This window comes from Haliea alexandrii (genome assembly GCF_003719295.1).
GTDB classification, from domain to species: domain Bacteria; phylum Pseudomonadota; class Gammaproteobacteria; order Pseudomonadales; family Halieaceae; genus Haliea; species Haliea alexandrii.
The window spans coordinates 30,424-50,547 of the sequence record NZ_RFLW01000005.1 but is presented as its reverse complement, the minus strand read 5'-3'; the positions used below and the strand labels follow the sequence as shown (position 1 = coordinate 50,547).

At 57.8% G+C, this 20,124-nt stretch carries 19 protein-coding genes; 8 read left to right on the top strand and 11 right to left on the bottom strand.

The window, feature by feature from the left end:
• Positions 1-2 precede the first annotated feature (2 nt).
• Both EGJ68_RS16495 and ribA read left to right on the top strand, forming a co-directional pair.
• Positions 3-680 (top strand): retropepsin-like aspartic protease family protein, encoded by a 678-nt coding sequence (locus EGJ68_RS16495; protein ID WP_123035649.1) that lies wholly within the window; start codon positions 3-5, stop codon positions 678-680.
• 69 nt (positions 681-749) lie between these two features.
• Positions 750-1,349, top strand: coding sequence for a GTP cyclohydrolase II (gene ribA, locus EGJ68_RS16490; protein ID WP_123035648.1), 600 nt, complete (start codon positions 750-752; stop codon positions 1,347-1,349).
• A gap of 68 nt (positions 1,350-1,417) precedes the next feature.
• On the opposite strand, the gene EGJ68_RS16485 is transcribed toward ribA, so the two are convergent.
• The 7 genes from EGJ68_RS16485 to gmd form a co-directional block, all read right to left on the bottom strand.
• Positions 1,418-2,359 (bottom strand): Lrp/AsnC family transcriptional regulator, encoded by a 942-nt coding sequence (locus tag EGJ68_RS16485; RefSeq protein ID WP_123035647.1) that lies wholly within the window; start codon positions 2,357-2,359, stop codon positions 1,418-1,420.
• Between the two features lie 4 nt (positions 2,360-2,363).
• Positions 2,364-4,568, bottom strand: a complete 2,205-nt coding sequence (locus tag EGJ68_RS16480) for a TonB-dependent receptor (protein WP_123035646.1) — start codon at positions 4,566-4,568, stop codon at positions 2,364-2,366.
• Positions 4,569-4,806: 238 nt separating this feature from the next.
• Positions 4,807-5,721 (bottom strand): polyprenyl synthetase family protein, encoded by a 915-nt coding sequence (locus EGJ68_RS16475; protein WP_233248867.1) that lies wholly within the window; start codon positions 5,719-5,721, stop codon positions 4,807-4,809.
• Complete coding sequence (locus EGJ68_RS16470) at positions 5,718-5,972, bottom strand: exodeoxyribonuclease VII small subunit (RefSeq protein WP_123035645.1); 255 nt, start codon at positions 5,970-5,972, stop codon at positions 5,718-5,720. Before EGJ68_RS16470 ends, EGJ68_RS16475 begins: the two co-directional genes overlap by 4 nt.
• Before the next feature lie 106 nt (positions 5,973-6,078).
• Entirely contained in the window at positions 6,079-6,492 is a 414-nt protein-coding gene (locus tag EGJ68_RS16465) for a CCDC90 family protein (RefSeq protein ID WP_123035644.1), read from the bottom strand.
• Entirely contained in the window at positions 6,470-7,435 is a 966-nt protein-coding gene (gene fcl, locus EGJ68_RS16460) for a GDP-L-fucose synthase (RefSeq protein ID WP_123035643.1), read from the bottom strand. The genes EGJ68_RS16465 and fcl overlap by 23 nt, the downstream gene beginning before the upstream one ends.
• Positions 7,435-8,556, bottom strand: coding sequence for a GDP-mannose 4,6-dehydratase (gmd, locus tag EGJ68_RS16455; protein ID WP_123035642.1), 1,122 nt, complete (start codon positions 8,554-8,556; stop codon positions 7,435-7,437). Before gmd ends, fcl begins: the two co-directional genes overlap by 1 nt.
• A 236-nt stretch (positions 8,557-8,792) precedes the next feature.
• Between gmd and EGJ68_RS16450 the strand changes: the two genes are divergently transcribed.
• The 6 genes from EGJ68_RS16450 (at position 8,793) to EGJ68_RS16420 (ending at position 16,188) form a co-directional block, all read left to right on the top strand.
• Entirely contained in the window at positions 8,793-10,115 is a 1,323-nt protein-coding gene (locus tag EGJ68_RS16450) for a flippase (RefSeq protein ID WP_123035641.1), read from the top strand.
• A complete protein-coding gene (locus tag EGJ68_RS16445; protein WP_123035640.1) occupies positions 10,109-11,719 on the top strand; it encodes an aldolase catalytic domain-containing protein in 1,611 nt (536 codons plus the stop codon). The genes EGJ68_RS16450 and EGJ68_RS16445 overlap by 7 nt, the downstream gene beginning before the upstream one ends.
• Complete coding sequence (locus tag EGJ68_RS16440; protein ID WP_199228086.1) at positions 11,709-12,464, top strand: 3-deoxy-manno-octulosonate cytidylyltransferase; 756 nt, start codon at positions 11,709-11,711, stop codon at positions 12,462-12,464. Before EGJ68_RS16445 ends, EGJ68_RS16440 begins: the two co-directional genes overlap by 11 nt.
• 599 nt (positions 12,465-13,063) lie before the next feature.
• Positions 13,064-13,921: a hypothetical protein gene (locus tag EGJ68_RS16435; protein ID WP_158283716.1), complete on the top strand. Its 858-nt coding sequence runs from the start codon at positions 13,064-13,066 to the stop codon at positions 13,919-13,921.
• Position 13,922: 1 nt separating this feature from the next.
• Positions 13,923-14,972: a hypothetical protein gene (locus EGJ68_RS16430; RefSeq protein WP_123035638.1), complete on the top strand. Its 1,050-nt coding sequence runs from the start codon at positions 13,923-13,925 to the stop codon at positions 14,970-14,972.
• Between the two features lie 382 nt (positions 14,973-15,354).
• Positions 15,355-16,188 carry a class I SAM-dependent methyltransferase gene (locus EGJ68_RS16420; protein ID WP_123035636.1) on the top strand — a complete coding sequence of 278 codons (834 nt, stop codon included), beginning with the start codon at positions 15,355-15,357 and terminating at the stop codon, positions 16,186-16,188.
• A 68-nt stretch (positions 16,189-16,256) separates the two neighbouring features.
• On the opposite strand, the gene EGJ68_RS16415 is transcribed toward EGJ68_RS16420, so the two are convergent.
• From EGJ68_RS16415 to EGJ68_RS16400, 4 genes are read right to left on the bottom strand one after another with little or no spacing between them, the layout of a single operon-like run.
• The gene (locus EGJ68_RS16415; RefSeq protein WP_123035635.1) at positions 16,257-17,048 is read right to left on the bottom strand and encodes a glycosyltransferase; all 792 of its coding nucleotides are present in this window, start codon (positions 17,046-17,048) and stop codon (positions 16,257-16,259) included.
• Positions 17,038-18,090 (bottom strand): glycosyltransferase family 2 protein, encoded by a 1,053-nt coding sequence (locus tag EGJ68_RS16410; RefSeq protein ID WP_123035634.1) that lies wholly within the window; start codon positions 18,088-18,090, stop codon positions 17,038-17,040. The genes EGJ68_RS16415 and EGJ68_RS16410 overlap by 11 nt, the downstream gene beginning before the upstream one ends.
• Positions 18,060-18,986: an NAD-dependent epimerase/dehydratase family protein gene (locus EGJ68_RS16405; RefSeq protein ID WP_123035633.1), complete on the bottom strand. Its 927-nt coding sequence runs from the start codon at positions 18,984-18,986 to the stop codon at positions 18,060-18,062. The genes EGJ68_RS16410 and EGJ68_RS16405 overlap by 31 nt, the downstream gene beginning before the upstream one ends.
• The gene (locus EGJ68_RS16400; protein WP_199228085.1) at positions 18,979-20,103 is read right to left on the bottom strand and encodes a glycosyltransferase family 4 protein; all 1,125 of its coding nucleotides are present in this window, start codon (positions 20,101-20,103) and stop codon (positions 18,979-18,981) included. Before EGJ68_RS16400 ends, EGJ68_RS16405 begins: the two co-directional genes overlap by 8 nt.
• Positions 20,104-20,124: the final 21 nt, after the last annotated feature.

Sequence of the window (20,124 nt, the reverse complement as noted above, 5' to 3'; positions counted from 1 at the left end):
GCATGAGTCTTCGGCAATCCCGGTTTTCCGGCCCAGTCTGCAGGCGCTGGTGGGTGCCCGTGTTGCTCCTGCTGCTGGTGCTTGCCAGTGGCCGCTTGCTCGCCGCTTCGGTGACCGTGGAAGCGCTGCTGCCGAACACCGCGGTTTTGATGATCAACGGCCAGCGCAAGACCCTGCGCGCCGGCGAGAGCTTCGACGGGGTGAAGCTGATCAGTGCTGATGCCACTATCGCCCTGCTGGATATCAACGGCGCGCGCCAGCGTGTAGGGCTGAATCGCAATATCACCACCAACTACGTCGCGCCCGAGCGGCGCGAAGTGCAGATCCCGCGTAACGAGCGCATGCAATACATCACCGGCGCCCTCATCAACGGCCGCAAGGTGCAGGTAATGGTGGATACCGGCGCCAATGTGGTGGCACTCAATGCGCGGCAGGCCGCGGCGCTGGGCCTGGACTATGAAGCCGGCATGCCCTCTACGGTGGAGACCGCGAGCGGTGTCTCCGACGCCTGGGTGCTGAACCTGGAGCGGGTAGAGGTGGGCGGTATTCCAGTGGAGGGGGTGCGCGCCACGGTGGTGGTGGGTGACTACCCGACCACCATTCTGCTGGGGATGAGCTACCTGCAGCACGTGGAGCTGCGCGAGCGCAACGGCGTGTTGTCGCTGTCCCGTGAATGGTAGTGCCCGTGCCCACACCCGCGGCGATTAAGTGCTAAACTACGCCCCTTTTTTTCGCCACCGGATTGCCCCGTGCCAGTACGCTACGTAGAGACTTCCCGCCTGCCCACCGCCTGGGGCGTGTTCGATATCCACGGTTTTGAAGACCCGGATTCGAACAAGGAGCATATTGTGCTCACCATGGGTGATGTTGGCAGCGGTGAACCCGTGCTGGCGCGCATCCATTCCGAATGCCTGACCGGCGATGCCCTGTTCAGCCTGCGCTGCGATTGTGGCAACCAGCTGGAAGCGGCCATGAAGGCGGTATCCGAGGCTGGTCGCGGGGCTATCTTCTACCTGCGCCAGGAAGGCCGCGGTATTGGCCTGCTGAACAAGATCAAGGCCTATAAGCTGCAGGATGCGGGCGCCGACACCGTCGAGGCCAACGAACAGCTGGGTTTTGGCGCCGACATGCGCGATTACTCCATCCTGGGCCCGATGCTGCGCCATCTTCGCATCACCCGGGTGCGCCTGATGACCAACAACCCGCGCAAAGTGGCGGCGATGGAGGAAAACGGCGTCGAGGTGGTGGAGCGGGTGCCGCTACACTGCGCGAGCAACCCCCACAACGAAAAATACCTGAAAACCAAGGGTGCGAAGCTGGGGCATTTGTTTACGGGCCACAGCGGGTAGGCGGTCGCTGCCTGACTCGGCGGTGCAGCCGATTGCGATACCCCGTAGCACAGGGCACGAAACCGCTGCTAGAGAATCAACCCCAACTCCGATTGGTGAGCAATCTGCTGCAGGCAGTGCGAGGGCGCTGTACTCTTCACGCCGTCGATGGGCACCACTTTCTCGTGCAGTAATCCGGTCAGTTGTTCCACTTGCGTAACATTCAAGGCGCAGATCAAATCGTGCCGCCCCAGCGTTGTGGCCACAAAGCTGACTTCCGGGATGAGGGCCAGTGCCCGGCACACCGAGCGTCCGCTGCCACCGTGTACGTCAATACCGACAAACGCCGCGCTCATCGGGCCATCGCGGAGCACCTGCAGATACTCGAAGCTGATTTGCCGCGTGTGCTGCATACGTTTTATACGGCTGCGCACCGCTGATTCGGAGGCACCAATCTCCGCGGCAACGGCGCGATTGCTCTTGCGTGCGTTTTGACGCAGGCTGGCGACGATCCTGCGGTCGACCGTGTCCAGCAGCCGGTGTTCACGAGGTACATCGTCCGCCGAATGGGCCTGGTAACCGCGCCGGAATTTCCACACATCCAGGGCCATGGCCGGTGTTACCCGTGCAATGCCCGCGATACGCGGCAACGTTTCGGTGAGAAACGTGCTCACACCCTCCCGGCTGGGCAGGGCGGCTACCAGCTCGATATCGTGCCGGCCCAGTACCACGTTCACCGTGAGTGCAGCGGGCAGTGCGGCAATCGCCAGCGCCACATCAAAGGGTGAGATGTGCTCCACGTTGATGCCAATCAACAGCAGGTTCGGGTAGCCAGCGGCGTGCAGGTCCACCAGTGGGGCGAGGCTGATAACGCTCTGCGCAAGCAGGCGTTCGATACGCCGCCGCACCGTGATGGGCGAGGCTCCTACCGTATCGGAAAGGGTTTGGGCAGGACGCCGGATGTCACCCTCGAGCGCCGTCATGATGGCGATGTCGATGGCGTCCGGCTGGTAGGTGGAGACTGCGGTCATCCGGTCAGATGCGCAGTGTGAGGCTCAGTTCCACCGTGCGTGGCCTGTTGTAGCTGCCTTCGAAGTAGCCGAAGAAGCCGCTGCCGTCAAAGCCCGAGTTCAGCACGCGTTTGTCACCCAGGTTGGTGCCAATCAGGCCCACCTCCCACAGCTCGCTGGGTGAGGTGTAGATCAGGCCCGCACCGAACAGCGTATGGCCAGGCACCTGCAACACCGAGCTGTTCACCGCGTTGAGGTAGTAGCTGTCGGTATAGCGCATATCCGCGCGGAACAGCAGGTCGCCGATTTCTCCCAGGTCGTAGCGGTAGTCGGCGGCCATGTTGAAGGTCCACTCCGGGGTGTGCTTGAGTTCGGTGTTGGTGTAGTCGCCGGTGACATCCACCCAGCCGTCGGAATCATCGTTCAGGTAGCCCACGCCGGCCTGCAACTGGAATGCCTCGACGGGTAGCCAGGTGGCTTCCAGCTCAACGCCCTCAATGCTCGCCTTGGAGGCGTTCTCCACGGCCACGGAGCCGGCGCGCGTGATCAGCACCTGAATGTCCTCGTAGTCGTTGTAGAACACAGCGCCGTTCAACCGCAGGCTGCGGCCGAGCAGATCGGCTTTGATACCGGCCTCATAGCCGGTGAGGATCTCCGGTTCGTATTCCTGCAGGTCCGCCGCGCTGCCGAAGGCGCGGCCGTTGTAGCCGCCGCTGCGGAAGCCACGGCTCACATGCGCATAAGCCATAACGTCATCGTTCAGCTGCCAGGAGGCGCCGATTTTGGGTGACGTGTTGGACCAGTCCTGGGAGCAGTCGAAGTAGGCTGTGGGCGCGTCAAATGCGCAGCTGCTCACCGGCACGCCGGGGATAGCGAAGACATGCGGCACACCGAAATCGTAGTTGCTGATTTGCTGGGTGAAATCCTTCTCTTCTTCCGTATAGCGAATGCCGGCAAACACATCCAGCTGGTCGGATACGGCATAGCTGACCTGCGCATAGGCGGCGTAGCTGCTGGTTTCCTGCCGGTTATCGAAGGATACCGACGTGCCCAGGCCCTGAATGATGATCAGGTCCGTCAAATCGCGGGTATCTTCCGTAAAGTAGTACAGGCCGCCTACCCACTCCAGCGCGCCGCTGGTGCCCACCAGCTGCAGTTCCTGGCTGAACTGGTCGTGGTCCTGGTCATGAATGTCACCCGAGTAGTTCAGTGCGCTGTTGTCGCCGTCGCGCCCGAAGAGTGCTTCGGTCTCGCGGTAGCCGGTGATCGACTTGAATTCCAGGCTGTCGTTCACCTGCCATGTGTTCGTCCAGGTAACGCCCATGCCCTCGACGTCGTCGTTGGGCAGCGGGCCTTCAATGCCGGATACATCGATGTTGGCGTTCGGCGTACAGCAGGGGTTGTCGGGGTTCAGCTGGTTCCACAGGTCACCAAACAGGGTGCCGTCCTGCCAGGTCAGCATCACATTGGGGTAGCCCGTCTGGTCCTGCTCGTGCCAGTCCACGGACAGGGTGGACTCGAAGCTGTCGGTGGGCGCCCAGTTGAGGATGGCGCGTGCGGTAGACAGGTCGATATCGCCGGCATCGTCGCCGGGCCGCTCCTGCCAGCCGTCTGCCTTGCGCCGCAGGTAGGAGATGCTGCCTGACAGCGTGTCAGTCAGCGCCGTCTGGCCGTAGAACGACACTTCGCCCAGATTGCGTGAACCCGTGGCCAGGCCGAATTCCGCGCTGCTCTCTCCGGTAGGCTTGCGCGTGATAACACTGATGGCGCCGCCAATACTGTTTTTGCCGAACAACGTGCCCTGCGGGCCGCGCAGCACTTCAATGCGCTCCACATCCGCCAGCTCCATATTGGCGCCAAAGGCTCGTGCGAGGTAAATGCCATCCAGATAGAGGCCGACGGCGGGGTCGGTGGTGAGAATGAAGTCGAACTCACCCACACCGCGCAGGAAGGCGTTAACCGTAGAGCTGCCGCCGCCGGTGCCGACCGTAAAGTTCAGGTTCGGTGTTTGGCGCTCGATGGCGGTGAGCTGGTTGATACCGGCTCGCGCCAGGTCTTCGCCCGAGAGCGCAGTAATGGAAATGGGAGTGCTCTGCAGGTTCTCGGCACGTTTGCGGGCCGTCACCACCACCTCCTCCAGCGCAGCGGCGTGGCCGAGCGTGGGCAATGTGGCGGCGGGGAGGCCGCTGGCGAGTGCGGCGATGGCGAGCATCAGGCGTTGTTTTTTCATGGCTGTTCCCCTGTAGGGTGCGGTAGGCGTGTGTGGACGAGCGTCTGCTGCGCTCTGATTGCATGGTTTTATGACGACTTGCAGTTTTCAGCATGGGTGAGGTGTAGCTTTGCGTCAATAAATAGCAAAAGAGAAACGCAAAGCAGTAATCGCTGGTTCAACATGAAACGCCGGTGGGCGGCGTGCAAAGGGAGCGGCAGTTGGTTGGTTTGGTTGTTGGCGGCAACGCCGGGGATTGTCAGGCTTGGCGCTGGACGATATAGCGGGCGAGATCGCGCAGCGGGTTTGCGTGGTCGCCGAAGCACGTCAATGCCTCGAGCCCGTCGGCAAGCAGCGCGTCCGCCGCTGCGCGAGCGCCCTCAAGACCGAGCAGGCTGACGTAGGTCGTTTTGCCCGCGGCGGCGTCTTTGCCGCCGGTTTTGCCCAGAGTGGCCGCGCTGCCTTCCACGTCCAGAATGTCGTCAACCACCTGGAAAGCCAGGCCGAGATGTTCGCCGAATACCTCAAGCGCTGCCTGCTCTTCTTGCGAGGCGCTCGCCGCAATGGCGCCGAGACTGAGTGAGGCACGAATCAGTGCGCCGGTCTTCAGCGTGTGCAGGCCTTGCAGTTCAGCCAGTGCCAACGGGCTGCCGGTGGCCGCTATATCCACAAACTGCCCGCCCACCATACCGCCAAGGCCTGCGGCTTGTGCCAGTACCCGGACCATGCGCATCCGGGCCTCGGCGGGCAGGCCTTCGTCATCCACCAGCAACTCGAAAGCCAGTGCCTGTAGGCCGTCACCCACGAGAATGGCGGTGGCCTCATCGAAGGCCTTGTGCAGCGTGGGACGCCCGCGGCGCAGGTCGTCGTTGTCCATTGCCGGTAAGTCGTCGTGAATCAGGGAATAGGTGTGCACCAGTTCCATGGCGCAGGCGGCGTTATCCAGCGCGGCAGCGTGGGTGTTGCTGTCGCCGGCGGCTTGAGCTGCGGCGTATACCAGGCAGGGCCGGATACGCTTGCCGCCTGCTTGCAGCGCGTAGCGCACCGCTTCCTCCAGACCGGCCAGCGCACCGGAGGCGCGCGCATCCTGCGGCTGAATGTGGCTCAACGCCTGCAAGCGCGCCTCGCAGCGCTCGCGGCTGTGCTCCATCAGGGTGTTCAGGGCCGGGGTCACTCGGTAACGCCTTCCTCGTCCTCACCGTGGAAGGGCGTGGTGACGGGCTTGCCGTCCTTCTCCAGCAGCAGCTGCACTTTCTGCTCGGCTTCCTGCAGGGACTGCTGGGCCTGGCGGATGAGCTGTACGCCCTGTTCGAAATCCTGCAGGGACTGTTCGAGGGACGTGTCGCTGTCCTCAAGGCGGGTGGTGAGGGCTTCGAGTTGGGTGAGGGTTTCGGCGAAGGTGGGGGCAGTGGATTTTTTTGGCATGATGTCTCAGTGCGTTGGAGCCGGAGCGCCTACTATAGCAGGGAGCGCGAACTCGGGGCACGCCTTGCACCTCTGGGTGTGCTTTGTCGCTGTGAGGCGGATGGAGTTAGTGTGTGACGAGAGACTGCAGGAGTGGAGTCACCACCGCGAAGGTAATGATGCTCAGCAAAATCGTGTGGCCGGACAGGCTTTTTTCCACACGCGAGAGTCGATCCTCGACTCGATCCAGGCGTCCGTCGACGTGCTCGAAACGGCGATTAACCTGTTCGAAACGATTGTCGATCTGATCAAAGCGCTGATCCACCTGCTGAAACCTCTGATCAACATACGCCAAAGTCAGATCAAAGTGCTCTTTGGTCACCAGCGACTCAACCTGTTGCGTCACCATAAGCGTCATGCCTCTGGCTATTGCCTCCGCCTGCTGGCGGGACAGTCCCGTAGATTCAAGATTACGGGGATAGGTTAGCACATCGAATACCGGCTGCGGCATGGCGGTCTCAGCCACGAACGCCTTGTTCATGCGCAAGAAACCACTCATAGGTCTGGCGAAGGCCCTCATTGAGCGTGATCCTGGCCTCCCAGCCCAGGGCAGCCAGCTTCGATACATCCAGCAACTTGCGCGGAGCGCCATCGGGCTTGCTGCTGTCGAACACCAGGCGGCCGCCGAAACCGGTAACGCGGGCGATGGTCTCCGCCAGTTCACGAATGCTGCAGTCCACCCCGGTGCCAACGTTAATGTGGCTCAGCATCGGCTGGGTGTGTTCCCGGTACTCTGTCACCGGAAGGTCCATGACATGCACGCTGGCGGCGGCCATGTCGTCCACGTGCAGGAACTCCCGCATCGGTGTGCCGCTGCCCCAGATCACTACCTGCTCGGCCCCGGTCTGAACGGCCTCGTGGAAGCGGCGCAGCAGAGCGGGTATGACGTGGCTGTTTTCCGGGTGAAAGTTGTCGCCTGGGCCGTACAGGTTGGTGGGCATGACCGAGCGGTAGTCCCGGCCGTACTGGCGGTTGTAGCTCTCGCAGAGCTTGATGCCGGCGATCTTGGCGATGGCATAGGGTTCGTTGGTGGGCTCCAGCACCCCCGTGAGCAGGGCGTCCTCGCGCATTGGCTGGGCGGCCATTCTCGGGTAGATGCAGGATGAGCCCAGGAATAGCAGCTTCTGCACCCCGGCTTGATGGGCAGCCCGAATTATATTGGTTTGGATCAGCAGGTTCTCACCCAGGAACTCAGCCGGAAAGCTGTTGTTTGCCTGTATGCCCCCCACCTTTGCCGCTGCCAGGTAGACCTCATCAATAGCGTGTTCTGAAAAAAAGGCCTCGACCTCGGTCTGGCGGGTGAGATCCAGCTCAGCGTGGGATGTTGTGATGAGTGTGACGTTGGTATTACGTGCGAGAGCGCTATAGATCGCTGAGCCAACCATCCCCGTGTGGCCCGCCACATAGACGACACGAGGGCTCATCAGTTTTCCACCGTGACCGACACATCATGCCCATGCTGCTTGAGGAATGCATTGCGCTGCGCCACTTTCAGGTCCTCTGCTACCATTTCGGCGCACAGTTCCCGTGCGGTGATCTCTGGTTGCCAACCCAGTTCATCTCGCGCGCGTGTGGCATCCCCCATCAGGCTGTCCACCTCGGCTGGCCGAAAATAGCGTGGATCCACACGAACCAGAATATCTCCTGCTTTTACCGCTGGCGCCATGTTGCCGTGAATGCAGGTGACTACACCGACCTCATCGACACCGTTGCCCTTGAATTCAAGCGCGATACCCAGCTCATCTGCACTCCAGCGCACGAAGTCACGAACGGAATGTTGCTTCCCTGTGGCGATAACATAGTCTTTCGCGTCGTTTTGCTGCAGCATCATCCACTGCATGCGCACATAGTCTTTCGCATGGCCCCAGTCGCGCAGCGAGTTCATGTTGCCCATGTACAGGCAACTTTCCAGGCCCTGGGCAATGTTGGCCAGGCCGCGGGTGATCTTGCGGGTGACGAAGGTCTCCCCGCGGCGGGGTGACTCATGGTTGAACAGGATGCCGTTACAGGCGTACATACCATAGGCTTCGCGGTAGTTTACCGTGATCCAGTAGGCGTAGAGCTTGGCGACGGCGTAGGGTGAGCGAGGGTAGAAGGGCGTGGTTTCGCGCTGCGGGGTTTCCCGGACCAGCCCATAGAGTTCAGAGGTCGATGCCTGGTAGAAGCGTGTCTTGCGCTCTAAGCCCAGCAGTCGGATGGCCTCCAGGATGCGCAATGTGCCCATGGCGTCCACATCCGCGGTGTATTCCGGTGACTCGAAGCTGACCGCGACATGGCTCTGGGCGCCCAGGTTGTAGACCTCATCCGGCTGCACCTGTTGGATGATGCGGGTAAGGCTGGAGGAATCCGTCAGGTCACCGTAGTGGAGGATAAAGCGCTGGTTGTCGACATGCGGATCCTGGTAGATATGATCCACCCGCTGGGTGTTGAATAACGAGGCCCGGCGCTTGATGCCGTGGACCTCGTAGCCCTTGTCCAGCAGGAACTCGGCCAGGTAGGAGCCGTCCTGGCCGGTGACGCCGGTGATGAGTGCTTTGCGGTGCATAAGGTGGCTCTATATCGGGTCTGACTCAGCCTGCATCCTACACGGGCTCCAGCAGATGGCGAAATAGTGGAAAATCCAAATATGCCGCCAGCAATCGTGGGGTCTGGAAAATGGTCTGTGATAGACTCCGGGTGAGTTGGGCACCAGTAACAGCGCTCAAACCTGATTCAGTGATACGGCAGGGCAGCAACTTGCAGAGCGGCAAAGCAGATGAATACGACGCTGTCTGATTATTGATGAACCTTATCCCCCGTGTGATTCATCGCCGTATCGCGCATCGGCCGAACCTGGTCAAGATCGTCGATAACATCGGCTGGTTATTCTTCGACAAGATCCTGCGGATGGGTGTTGGCCTTTTTGTAGGCGTATGGATCGCGCGATACCTTGGTCCTGAGCAGCTCGGTTTGCTCGGTTTCGCCACCGCATTCGTCGGGCTGTTCGGTCCGATCGCCACGCTGGGCCTCCAAGGCATCGTTGTGCGCGATATTGTGCGTAATCCCAGTGGCAAGGAAGAAACCCTGGGTACCGCCGCGGCGCTCCATGTCGTCGGCGGATTGATCGCCTACGCTCTCATTCTGGCATCCATTTTCTGGCTGCGCCCGGACGACTCATTAGTTAAGGTCATGGTCGGCATCCTTGGATCCATGATGCTATTCCAGGCGTCTCAGGTTGCCGTTTACTGGTTCGAATCTCAGGTAATTTCCAAATACACCGTTTGGGTGCAGAGCGGAGTTTTTCTTGTATTCGCCGCCGTCAAGGTTGTTCTAATTTGGAACGAGGAACCGCTTGTCGCATTTGTATGGGCAATGCTTGTAGAAGCCGTGTTTGTTGCGCTAGCCCTATTGGGTGTCTTGGGTCTCCGCGGGCCAGCATTAACTAGACTAAGTGCCAGTGTACATCGAGCCAAAAGCTTGTTGCTCGACAGTTGGCCGCTCATACTTTCGGCGGCAGCAATCATGGTTTATATGAAGATAGATCAGGTGATGCTCGGGCAGATGGTGGGTTCGCGTGAGGTTGGATTTTATAGTGCCGCCGTTAACCTTGTTAACCCGTTATTTGCAATCGCCAATATGATTGTCGCGTCGCTCTTCCCAGCAATTGTTTCGATGATTGATGATTCGATGGTGTTGAGAAGTCGATTGTTGAAGCTGTACAGCTTTGTATTTTGGTCCGCAGTGTGCCTGGCGCTCCCCACAATTTTTCTCGCAGAATGGATCATCGTCATCCTTTATGGGTCAGAGTATTATAAAGCCTCCGAGGTGTTAGCGATTTATGTTTTGTCTTTGCCGTTTGCTTTTTGGGGTATGGCAAGTTCAAGATGGTATGTTGCAAAAGGCTTACAAGTGAAACTATTTCAAAGGGCATTCATGGGGGCGGTAGTGAACGTTGCGCTGAATTATGTGTTTATCAATGCGTTTGGTTTGATTGGTGCGGCGTACGCCACATTGATTTCTTACGCGCTAGTGGGGCTTATATTTGATTTGCATAGCAAGAATACCAAGGATCAATTTTCAATCAAGATCTCGTCGGTTAATCCGCTAAGGCTGAAAATATCATAATTACACGTATAGTTGATTGCACGCTGCGCGATGGGGGCTACTACACGGCCTGGGATTTTTCGCCTGAGTTGATCGCCGAATATTTGGTTGCGATGAAAGCCGCACAGGTTGATGTCATTGAGTTGGGCTTCCGATTTCTCGGAAATCAAGGTTTCAAGGGTGCCTGCGCGTATGCAACCGATGAGTTTCTTCGCAGGCTGGAAATTCCCAGCGGCCTTGAGGTCGCGGTCATGGTGAATGGTGCCGATCTTTGCGGCCCGATGGATCGAGAAACTGCGCTTCAACGCTTGTTCCCTGAAGACGCGGCCACCTCCAGTGTCTCGATTGTACGTTTTGCTTGCCATTATCACGAGCTTAAAGATGTTCTTCCCGCTACCTCTTCGCTTGTCGATCGCGGTTACCGAGTGGGTGTCAATCTCATGCAGATTGCGGACCGAACGGAGCGGGAGGTGCGCGAAATCGGTAAGCTGGCCACTGAGTGGCCACTTGAAGTTCTTTACTTCGCGGACAGTATGGGCAGCATGGCGCCCGAGGACACCGCCCGCATCATCGGTTGGCTTCGTGTGGAGTGGGACGGTCCGCTTGGCATTCATACCCATGACAACATGGGTTTGGCGCTATCAAATACGCTGCGCGCCGCGGCTGAGGGGGTAAGCTGGCTGGATGCCACTGTCACTGGTATGGGCCGCGGCCCCGGCAACGCCCGTACCGAGGAGTTGGTGATCGAGGCCGAGGCGCTGCGCGGCCGCAGGGCCAACCTCGTGCCGTTGATGGCACTGATCCGCAAGCACTTCGGGCCGATGAAGGCGCAGTACGGCTGGGGTACCAACCCGTATTACTACCTCGCCGGTAAATATGGAATCCACCCCACTTACATTCAGGAGATGCAAGGCGATGCGCGCTACGACGAGGAGGACATCCTCGCCGTGATCGATCACCTGCGCGCGGAGGGCGGCAAGAAATTCAGCTTCAATACGTTGGACGGCGCGCGCCAGTTCTATCGCGGCGAGGCCCGTGGCAGCTGGTGCCCGGCCGAAGTCATGGCGGACCGCGAGGTGCTGGTCCTCGGGGCCGGGCCGGGCGTGGCCGCGCACCGCCCCGCGCTTGAGGCTCATATCCGGCGTACCCGGCCGCTGGTGGTGGCGCTCAACACCCAATCGGAAATTGCGCCTGAGCTAATCGACTTACGTATCGCTTGCCACCCCGTGCGCCTTCTAGCCGATGCCGAGGCACATGCCGGGCTGCCACAGCCGTTGATAACCCCGGTCTCGATGTTGCCTGAGGGTCTGCGTGCTGCTCTCCGCGACAAGCAGCTTCTTGACTTCGGCATCGGCATCGAGCGGGGCCGCTTCGAGTTCCACGACACCCACTGCATCGCGCCTGCCTCATTGGTGCTGGCCTATGCGCTGGCGGTGGCAACCAGCGGGCGGGCCGCTCACATTTTGATGGCGGGTTTCGACGGCTATCCCGCCGGCGATCCGCGCAACGACGAGATTGAGGCAATGCTCGCGGCCTTCGCAGCTTCGGGGCTGCAGCCGTCGCTCGTCTCCATCACCCCCACCAGATACAAGGGGCTGCCCGCCCGCAGCCTCTATGGTCTCTGACCGGATGCGCGCCTGTGTCGTCATCCCGGCCCGTCACGCCTCCACCCGTTATCCTGGCAAGCCGCTGGTGCCGCTCCTGGGCAAGCCTATGATCATATGGGTGGCCGAGCTATCGGCCCGCGCGGTGGGGCAGACGCATGTACACGTCGCCACCGAGGACAACCGGATCGCCGAGGTGGTGCGCGCGGCTGGCTTCTCGGCGCTGATGACCAGCGCAAGTGCGCTCACTGGGACCGACCGGCTCGCCGAGGCGGCGCAGATGATCGACTACGATATCTATGTCAACGTGCAGGGCGACGAGCCGCTGGTTGCCCCCGCCGACATCCGCCGGTGTATCGCGTTGAAGACCGAGCACCCTGATATGATTATTAATGGCTTGGCCCGGATCGGGCCGGACGAAAACCCGAACTCCGTTAACATCCCCAAGGTGATCACCACCGAGGCGGGCGTCATGATTTACATGTCGCGCAGCCCGCTGCCCGGCTTCAAGGAGGCGAATAACGCGCCTTCGCGCTACATGAAGCAGGTCTGCATTTACGGCTTCAACCGCGAGGAGTTGGCCGCCTATGCAGGCTTCGGCCGTAAGAGCACGCTGGAACAGTTCGAGGATATCGAGATCCTGCGCTTTCTCGACCTCAATCGCCGCATCCTGATGTACGAATGCAGCCCCGGAAGCCTGGCAGTAGATGTCCCCGAGGACGTAGCGAAGGTGGAGATGGCGCTTCGGGCTCGCGGTGCGGCATGATACCGGATCTCTCTGTCTGCGCTACCGTCGCTTTCGGCTGCGACGGGGTAGTACTCGATTCTAACCCTCCCAGAATTGAGGGGTTCTTTATCGCCGCGATAGTCGGGGGTGGCTGAGGCGCAGGTGGCCTATCACGTTGAGAACGGCGGTATCCGATGTTTTATCAAGTTTGCAGATTTCCTCGAAACGATCATTAGCTGAACCTCCAGCATCTGCCGGGCAAGAAGTGCTGCCCCCCAGCGTTTGTGGCGCCAAAACCCCAAGCACTGCCTCGGTTTACACTGCCCGTTGGTATGATCTGTATTGGATTCACTCGGCTATCGCACGGAAAATTTTCACTCGACCGAGTCGATATGCCGCGAGAATACTTTCATTGGTTTCCACGCAACGATCAGCTGGCTGAGAGCCACTACTGAGCGCCAAACGGTGACCGACCAGATTGAGAGAGACGGGCGAGTGTACCAATCGAGTAAAATACCGTTGCTGGTGGTGTGGGAATGTATCCATAGGGTGTATCTTTTGAGCAACCGAAAAAATCGCCAATTGAGCGCGTTCTATGGGACAGATTTGAGATGAGAGCTATAGATGGACTCGCCGAGATGGATCATGTCGTCAAGACACTTAAAGTTGACTTGCAGAAATCGGCTCGCACGCCGGAAGAGATTCTTCAAAATAGGTTCGTTGGCGGAAACGCTTTGGTGGTATCCGCCGGTCCATCTGCAGTCTATTGGCGCGATCTCTACGATGTGTTGCCCAAGCCCCTGCTCCTGGTATGCATCAAACAGGCGATCGAACTGGAAGGAGCAAGCGATCTGTGTAATCTACACTTTTGCAACACATGGAACCTCAAGAACTATCGCTATGATCGCTCGCGGTTACTCAGGCTGTTTTCAAGCGCACCTGGAGACCCACCAAGTTTGCAGTCATGGGACATCCGATTCGAAATACATCGAGGGGCTGGAGGGCTTGAAGCATCGCTTGCTGCAATAGAAGCTTTCGAGGATTGGACCCTGGAACGGCGCGGTTCCCTTAGACCATGGGGGCCAGGGATGATGTACGAGTCAGTCCTCTTTACTTTGCTCCACATGGGAGTCTCATCGATTTCCACGGTTGGCTGGGACATTGCGGATCCCAAAGGGTCTAATTCGCATTTCTATGACCTCGAAGAAGCCGCCCACTCTCAAAATTTTCGGGTTCGACAGATCAGGAAAATCCGTCGCCTCACCTCTATTTCGAAGGGGGCGTGCATAAAACGTGTGTGGCAGTATAAAACAGGACGGAAGTACAATCTCGCAGGTATGATGTCGGGCGAAGCGGAGCTGATTTCGAAGTCACTTCCCGCCTTGAGTGAGTGGCTTGAATCCAGAAGCGTTTCCCTCAGCTGCTATACAGACTCGGCGTGGTTCCCGTCATCTCTTGCGAAAGATCCGACGAGTTTTTTGTCCACCTTGGAATGATATGAGTCGCAACGTTTTACATCTATCCACCTTCCTGAACGCTACCGCCAAGCACGGCGGATATAAACGCAGTCTGCAGCTTGCCGAAATCGCCCAAGCGGATGGCATTCGCACCCTGTGCATACCGTCAGGTCTCTATGAGCTGCTGAGCGTGCTCTTCCGCTCCCCGCTATCTGCATTTGCGATTCTGCCCATTGCAGTAACTATTGGCATGCGTAGTCTAAGCCTGAAGGGCGTCGCTGCAACTATCCTGTACGGCGGCTGGTTACATGCGCAAATGCGCCGCCATGGTTGGCCTAGGGTAATGCTTGAGGTGTCAGCGAACCAAGGCGTCATCATGGGGAATGTTTTAGTTTCGTTCAATGTGCGGTTTTCTGCCTATCCTCATAATATAGAGTTTATGGTTCCCGGGCAGAATCAGTCCTTCTTTCGATCCGAGGGTGCAGCGTTCGCGGCGGAGATGCTGGTCTATCGCGCGGCGTGCCGTGTGCATGCTATCAGCGAACTCGACGCAGCGGTCCTTCGAGCAATGAACGTCGAATTGGTTCAAACTCTCCTCTATAGCCCCCCTAAGTCAGAGCAATCCGCGCTGTACCAAATCAGAAAACTCCGAGTGACCTCGGATAAAACCGGTATTCTTATTCTCGGGACCGCTTGGAATCCGCCGACGCGATTGGGGCTGGAGGGATTGCTCGACCTAATTCGAGAGTGTTCTTCAGGCCAGACTTTCACGTTGGCTGGCTTCGGCACGGAGGTGCTGGCCCCAATTGCACCTTCTTCCGTGAGAGTTCTTGGAGGCGTTTCGGACGCGATGATTCGTGATCTCATGGTGCAGGCCGAAGCCCTTCTTGTCTGCCAGCCACCGACATCGGGAATGTTGACGCGTCTCGTTGAGGCCTCGTTTGCGGGCATACCGACTTATGTGTTGGGAGGGTACTTTCAGGCGCGTGGGATGGATAATCAAGGAGTTCATTCGATCAGTTCGCTCGATGAACTCTTTAAGGCGATGCCGGAGCATCTTGGCGCAGAAGAACCAGCCAGGCCCGCTTGATTGGAGTCGAGCAATATGATCTAGATTGCCAACTGGCCATGCCGCTTTCGGCACTACCTTGCCACGCACATTTACCTGTAATCAAGCTTGATGGTGGCGTGGGCCATGTCAGAGCGCATGACCGCGAAGTGGCTCCGCGATGCACTGAAAATAGCTCTGTACTTTCGCGGTTTGCCCACCGGCATGAGTGTACGCTCTGACGCCTCGGTACCCGGGAAGAAATTAGGCAAACGGTATTCGAGTGTAGCGAAGCGGATTACAATCAAGGACGCCGACACAGCGCCAATGGGAGTGTCAGCCCAGCGGCATTTGAGGAAGAACTGGTTGCCTAAGGACATGCCCATTGCTGGTGGGCAGGAATAGCCATCACAGAGAGAACTCTATGAAAAGTGCTCTACAATACATTCCGCCACCTTTAAAACGTTTCGCTAGAATTTTGTTTTATTCATTCATAGACACTTATCAATCGCTCACCAGGACCAAGAAACCGATGTCTCCTCCAGCAATGACGGCGCTTTTGGTTGGCGGCGGAGACTTTACGGCTATAGGGGGGGGCATCAAACACGACTTGGTAGTGACAACGGGTTTGAATGAGAGTTCAGCAATCCTTGAAATAGGATGTGGTTATGGCAGGGTGGCTATCGCATTAGCAGATTTGGTGAGCCCCCCGGGTCGTTACGATGGCGTTGAAATTGTAGAGAAGGCCGTAGAGTGGTGCACGAAAGAGATTACATCACGATACCCAAATTTTGTGTTTCATCATGCGGACGTATCAAACCCATATGCGGGGCGTGATAATGGCCAGCCGGCGGCAAGATACCGGCTTCCTTTTGAGAATAGTACCTATGATGTAGTTTTTCTTACGTCAGTTTTTAGTCATATGCGCCCTGATGACATTAGATCCTACTTGAATGAGATTTCACGAGTTATGAAAAGAAGTGGGACGTGCTTTATAACTTACTATTTGATTAACGAGTTCACGGCGGCGCAGATTTCCTCCAAGCAGGCATCGCAAAATTTCTGCTATGATTTCGGCGATTTCCTGTCTACGCACAAGCGAACGCCAGAGCAGACGATTGCGGTATCCGAAGAGCTCGTAAGAGGATTTTACATCGATGCGGGGTTGGTGATTGAGGAGCCAATTCTTCATGGGAGCTGGTCAAATAGAGAGAGGCACTTCTCATATCAAGACGTAATCGTTGCAAAAAAACCATAGCTTAGATCTGTAAATTTAGGGGATTTTGGTAGAGCGAATCGTAAATATAGTCTCGGATAGGTTTGTTTTCAGATGCTTTTGAATTCTATGAGCCCTTTTTTCTTTTGCCGAGTCGCGAAGTGATAGATTTTTGTTATCGTTGGTGAGATGTCACATAGAAGTTTCGGCCAGTAGCCATGAAAGTCATGAAACAATTTCGCCTTATCTCTTTTAAATTGCTTATCTTCATAAGTTGAGCTTAGTCCATGATTGTCATTATAAAGCGCAACATCCACATTTACATGCTGGAACGTTGTGCTGGCAAAAAGGCGAATATTGCTAGCCCAGTCAGATTTGATTGGATAATCTAGCGAGTAAGGGTGCTGCTTAAGAACATGTGTTGGGAAAAACATGCTTTGATGGCAAATATTGCGGAATACGAGTTTGACGGTTGAAAACGAACCATCATATCGTTTTGCACTACTTCCAAGTCTCACGTTCCCATAATAGATATGATCGGTGCTGTTCAATTGGCTTAACATGACTTTGAAGCCTGGGAGAAGACGGTCATCAGAACCCAGAAAATATACCCACTCTGTCTTCGTTCGTGCGACAGCTCTGTTCATTGCGTCATAGACGCCTTTGTCCTGTTCTGAAACGAAGCTGATGCCGTTACTATTAATGTTCTCCGCATATTCCTTTGTGCCGTCTGTAGAAAGGCCATCTTGGATGACGACGAAAACAGTCTTTCCGACTAGGTGGCCAAGTATGCTCTGAACACTTTTCAGACATTCTGGAAGGTCTGTTACCGAGTTAAAGGTTGGAATTACGATGGTCAGCGTAGAGCGCCAAGTCGCAGCGATGTCTGCATTATTTTTCAAGTGAAGGCCAACCGTACTGCCACAACATTGTTAATTTTCTCGGGCGCAAGGTGAATGTTCGGAAGTAATCCCATGGATTGATTGAGCTCATTCTTTGTGCTGAACTCCGGTATTCATGGAGTAGTTTTCTGTGACACCACGATGATGTGAATACATTGGCATACACTTCACGCAAGATTCGACCGTCCCTTCTGATCAGAGTCAGGATAAGGCCCTCAACCAATATTAGCAGAATGTGGAGTCCGAGCAGGGGCCACATCAGTCCGGTTGGAGTTGCTACGAATAATACATAGGTCTTGTTGCGTTCGCTCAGCCGCCTGCGACGATAGCTGGAAGAGACCTTGCTTCCGCTCACCCTGTTGCCACCAAAACTGTGCCCCTGCCTGTGTCGGTACCCGCTTTCGCAGGTAACTTCCACAGTCCCGCCACCAAGACGAACCGCACAACACAAATAAAGATCCTCCCCAATCGACTCAAACCACTCCGGGAACCCCCCTAGCTTTTCCCACAGCTCTCGCTGAATCCACAAACACGCCCCAATCACCATAGCCACGTCGCTGCGGTCCGGGTCCAGGTTGGGCACCGGATTGTAGAAGGGGTCCAGCAGGCAACCCCGGTCCACCAGTTTCCCAGTTTCCCAGTCGTACTGCGGCAGGGTGAGAATGCCCGGCGGATCCTGCTGCCCTGCCGCTGTCGCCAGAGTGGTCAGGCCATCGGGGAACAGTGCGGCATCGTTGTTGAGCAACAACACATACCGGCCTCGCGCACGGGCCACCATCCGGTTGTTGGCCACACAGAACCCCGCGTTCTGCCCGCTGACGAGGAGTTCCACTTGGGGGTAATGTTTCCGCAGAAACGCCACCGAATCATCCGGGGACGCATCGTCATGCACGATGATCTCCACATCGAAAGCACAGTCCTGCGCCAGCACGGAATCGAGACAAGCCGCGATCAACTCCTGGCCCTTGTAGTGGGCGATACAGACGGAGACCAGCGGCGCAGCAGGCCGCGTTAGAGCGGGGTAGTGTTCAACCACAGCCATGTTCTCTTGAGTCCCTCTGCCAGTGGCACTGCGGGCTGCCAGCCTAAAGTCTGGCGAGCGCAGTCTGCGCTGATGCTTACCCTGCTGGCATCCACCGCGCGGCCCGGTACATAGTATCGTCGCAAGGCCTGGTCGCTGGCCAGTTCGGCGAGGCTGAGAAGCTCGTTGAGACTGACACACTCGCCGCTGGCGGCGTTCAGTGTTTGTACTTCGCTTGCTGATGCCTGTTCCAGTGCGGCTAGCGTCAGGTCTACAAGGTCGTCAATATACAGGTAGTCGCGCACGGCGGAGCCGTCTCCCCATACGGTCAGTGCCTCCTCCCTTCTGATGCAGCCGAGGGCTGTCGGCACGATGCCGAAGCCTGCTTTTTCTGCCTGGCCGGGGCCGTAAACGTTGGAAGGCCTTATGATTGTTGCACCCCCACCAAACTGCCTTGCCCAGGCTCCAATGAACTGCTCTGCGGCTACCTTCGCCGCACCATGGTAGGAGCGAGGCCGCGGCAGGTCACTTTCACAAGAGGCCACCGCAGCCTGCTCGTCATAGATTGCACCGGCTGAGGAGAAATAAATGAGAGGTATGGAAGGGTGACCCTGCAGCGCCTCAAGTGTAGCCATCAATGGCGCCAGGTTCTCGCTGATCTCTGCAGACGGCTTGCCAGCGCTGCTGCCCGGTGTGCTGGACGAAGCCAGGTAAACCACGGCGTCGATGTCGTCCAGCGAGGCGGCCAGCTCGGAGGGGCTTCGGCAATCGCTAGTAATCTGTTCGATACCCGGGAGGTTCGGGACCTGTCCGCCGCGCGAAACCGCCCTCACTCGTGTGCCTTGGCGGTTGAGCGCCTGGCAAAGCGCTCTGCCGATGAAGCCTCTAGCGCCAATGACCAGCACTCCGCTAATCATACGCGTGTGTCAGTAGCTCGTTATAGAGCGCCAAAAAGCGCTCCGCACAGTCATCCCACGTGCCGACGGCTTCCTGTACCCATTGTCGGGCGCTGGCGCCGTACTGCCCATTAACCGCGGCATTTTCGAGTCTTTGCATCGCGGCAGTGTAGCCTTCCCGGTCACGGCACAGTGCACCTGTGATGTTGTTTTGCACAAGGCTCGCATGGGCTGGCATATCGGAGGCGATAATGGGCAAGCCTGCGGCCATGGCCTCCAGCATAACCTGTGGGCGCCCCTCTGCGTGCTCACTCAGCGTTACCAGGCCGTGCGCCTTGGGGAACCAGTGTGTTGCCAGCTGCTCTGGCGTGGCGGGTCCGTGGTAGTGTACCCAGCTTGGCAGCTCTGTTTGTTCCTGCATGGGGCCCAGAAGGTGCAGCTGCCTGGATTGACCCTTGAACAGCGGTTCTGACCATTCGAACAGCGGGCCCAGTTTGTCGCGAGTCAGTCGGGTGACAGCCAGCCATACCGGTTGCTCTGGCACCAGTTGTCGCTCGATGCCATACCAAACGGGGTCAATGCCAAAGGGAACCGGTTGAATGTGTGCAACATCACCAAATGCGCGCTCCAGAATGGGCTGCATCCACTCGGCATTGGGACAGATGGCAACCTTGCGGTCACGCATCACACGCCGCAGCAGCGGCTTGACCAGGGGTAGGTTGAGCAGCTTCAGATCTGTTCCCAACACGGTAACCAAGACCGGCTTGCCGTCCCTCGGGAGCGGCAGCGCGGTTTGCAACCAGTTCAGGTGATACAGTTGCGTTGTGGTTTCCCTGCGATACGCGGCGTGCAGGGGGCGCAGCAGCTTCAAAGGTGCTAACAACGCGCCTGGCCGCAGGCTGCGCATCACATGCGCAATGCCACCCGCCGCCATTAGATCACTCAGCATGCCTTCCTCTGCGGGTGTCGGCACGTAGCGAGCGTTATCGGGTAGCGGCCCCGGTGGCGCCCAAACGGAAAGTTCTATATCGGAGTGGCGAGCAAGCGCATCGACCATATGCCGAATGAATACGCCTCGCCAGTCGTCGTGGTCGGCGGGGTACGATGTCGCTGCACAGAGCACCTTTATCGAGGGCACGCTTCAGGTGGCCTTGCTGTT

Coding starts and splice junctions, on each gene's coding strand:
- EGJ68_RS16495 (WP_123035649.1), top strand. CDS start 3: ATGAGTCTTCGGCAATCCCGGTTTTCCGGCCCAGTCTGCAGGCGCTGG.
- EGJ68_RS16485 (WP_123035647.1), bottom strand. CDS start 2,359: ATGACCGCAGTCTCCACCTACCAGCCGGACGCCATCGACATCGCCATC.
- EGJ68_RS16480 (WP_123035646.1), bottom strand. CDS start 4,568: ATGAAAAAACAACGCCTGATGCTCGCCATCGCCGCACTCGCCAGCGGC.
- EGJ68_RS16470 (WP_123035645.1), bottom strand. CDS start 5,972: ATGCCAAAAAAATCCACTGCCCCCACCTTCGCCGAAACCCTCACCCAA.
- EGJ68_RS16465 (WP_123035644.1), bottom strand. CDS start 6,492: ATGAACAAGGCGTTCGTGGCTGAGACCGCCATGCCGCAGCCGGTATTC.
- fcl (WP_123035643.1), bottom strand. CDS start 7,435: ATGAGCCCTCGTGTCGTCTATGTGGCGGGCCACACGGGGATGGTTGGC.
- gmd (WP_123035642.1), bottom strand. CDS start 8,556: ATGCACCGCAAAGCACTCATCACCGGCGTCACCGGCCAGGACGGCTCC.
- EGJ68_RS16450 (WP_123035641.1), top strand. CDS start 8,793: ATGAACCTTATCCCCCGTGTGATTCATCGCCGTATCGCGCATCGGCCG.
- EGJ68_RS16440 (WP_199228086.1), top strand. CDS start 11,709: ATGGTCTCTGACCGGATGCGCGCCTGTGTCGTCATCCCGGCCCGTCAC.
- EGJ68_RS16435 (WP_158283716.1), top strand. CDS start 13,064: ATGGATCATGTCGTCAAGACACTTAAAGTTGACTTGCAGAAATCGGCT.
- EGJ68_RS16430 (WP_123035638.1), top strand. CDS start 13,923: ATGAGTCGCAACGTTTTACATCTATCCACCTTCCTGAACGCTACCGCC.
- EGJ68_RS16420 (WP_123035636.1), top strand. CDS start 15,355: ATGAAAAGTGCTCTACAATACATTCCGCCACCTTTAAAACGTTTCGCT.
- EGJ68_RS16410 (WP_123035634.1), bottom strand. CDS start 18,090: ATGGCTGTGGTTGAACACTACCCCGCTCTAACGCGGCCTGCTGCGCCG.
- EGJ68_RS16405 (WP_123035633.1), bottom strand. CDS start 18,986: ATGATTAGCGGAGTGCTGGTCATTGGCGCTAGAGGCTTCATCGGCAGA.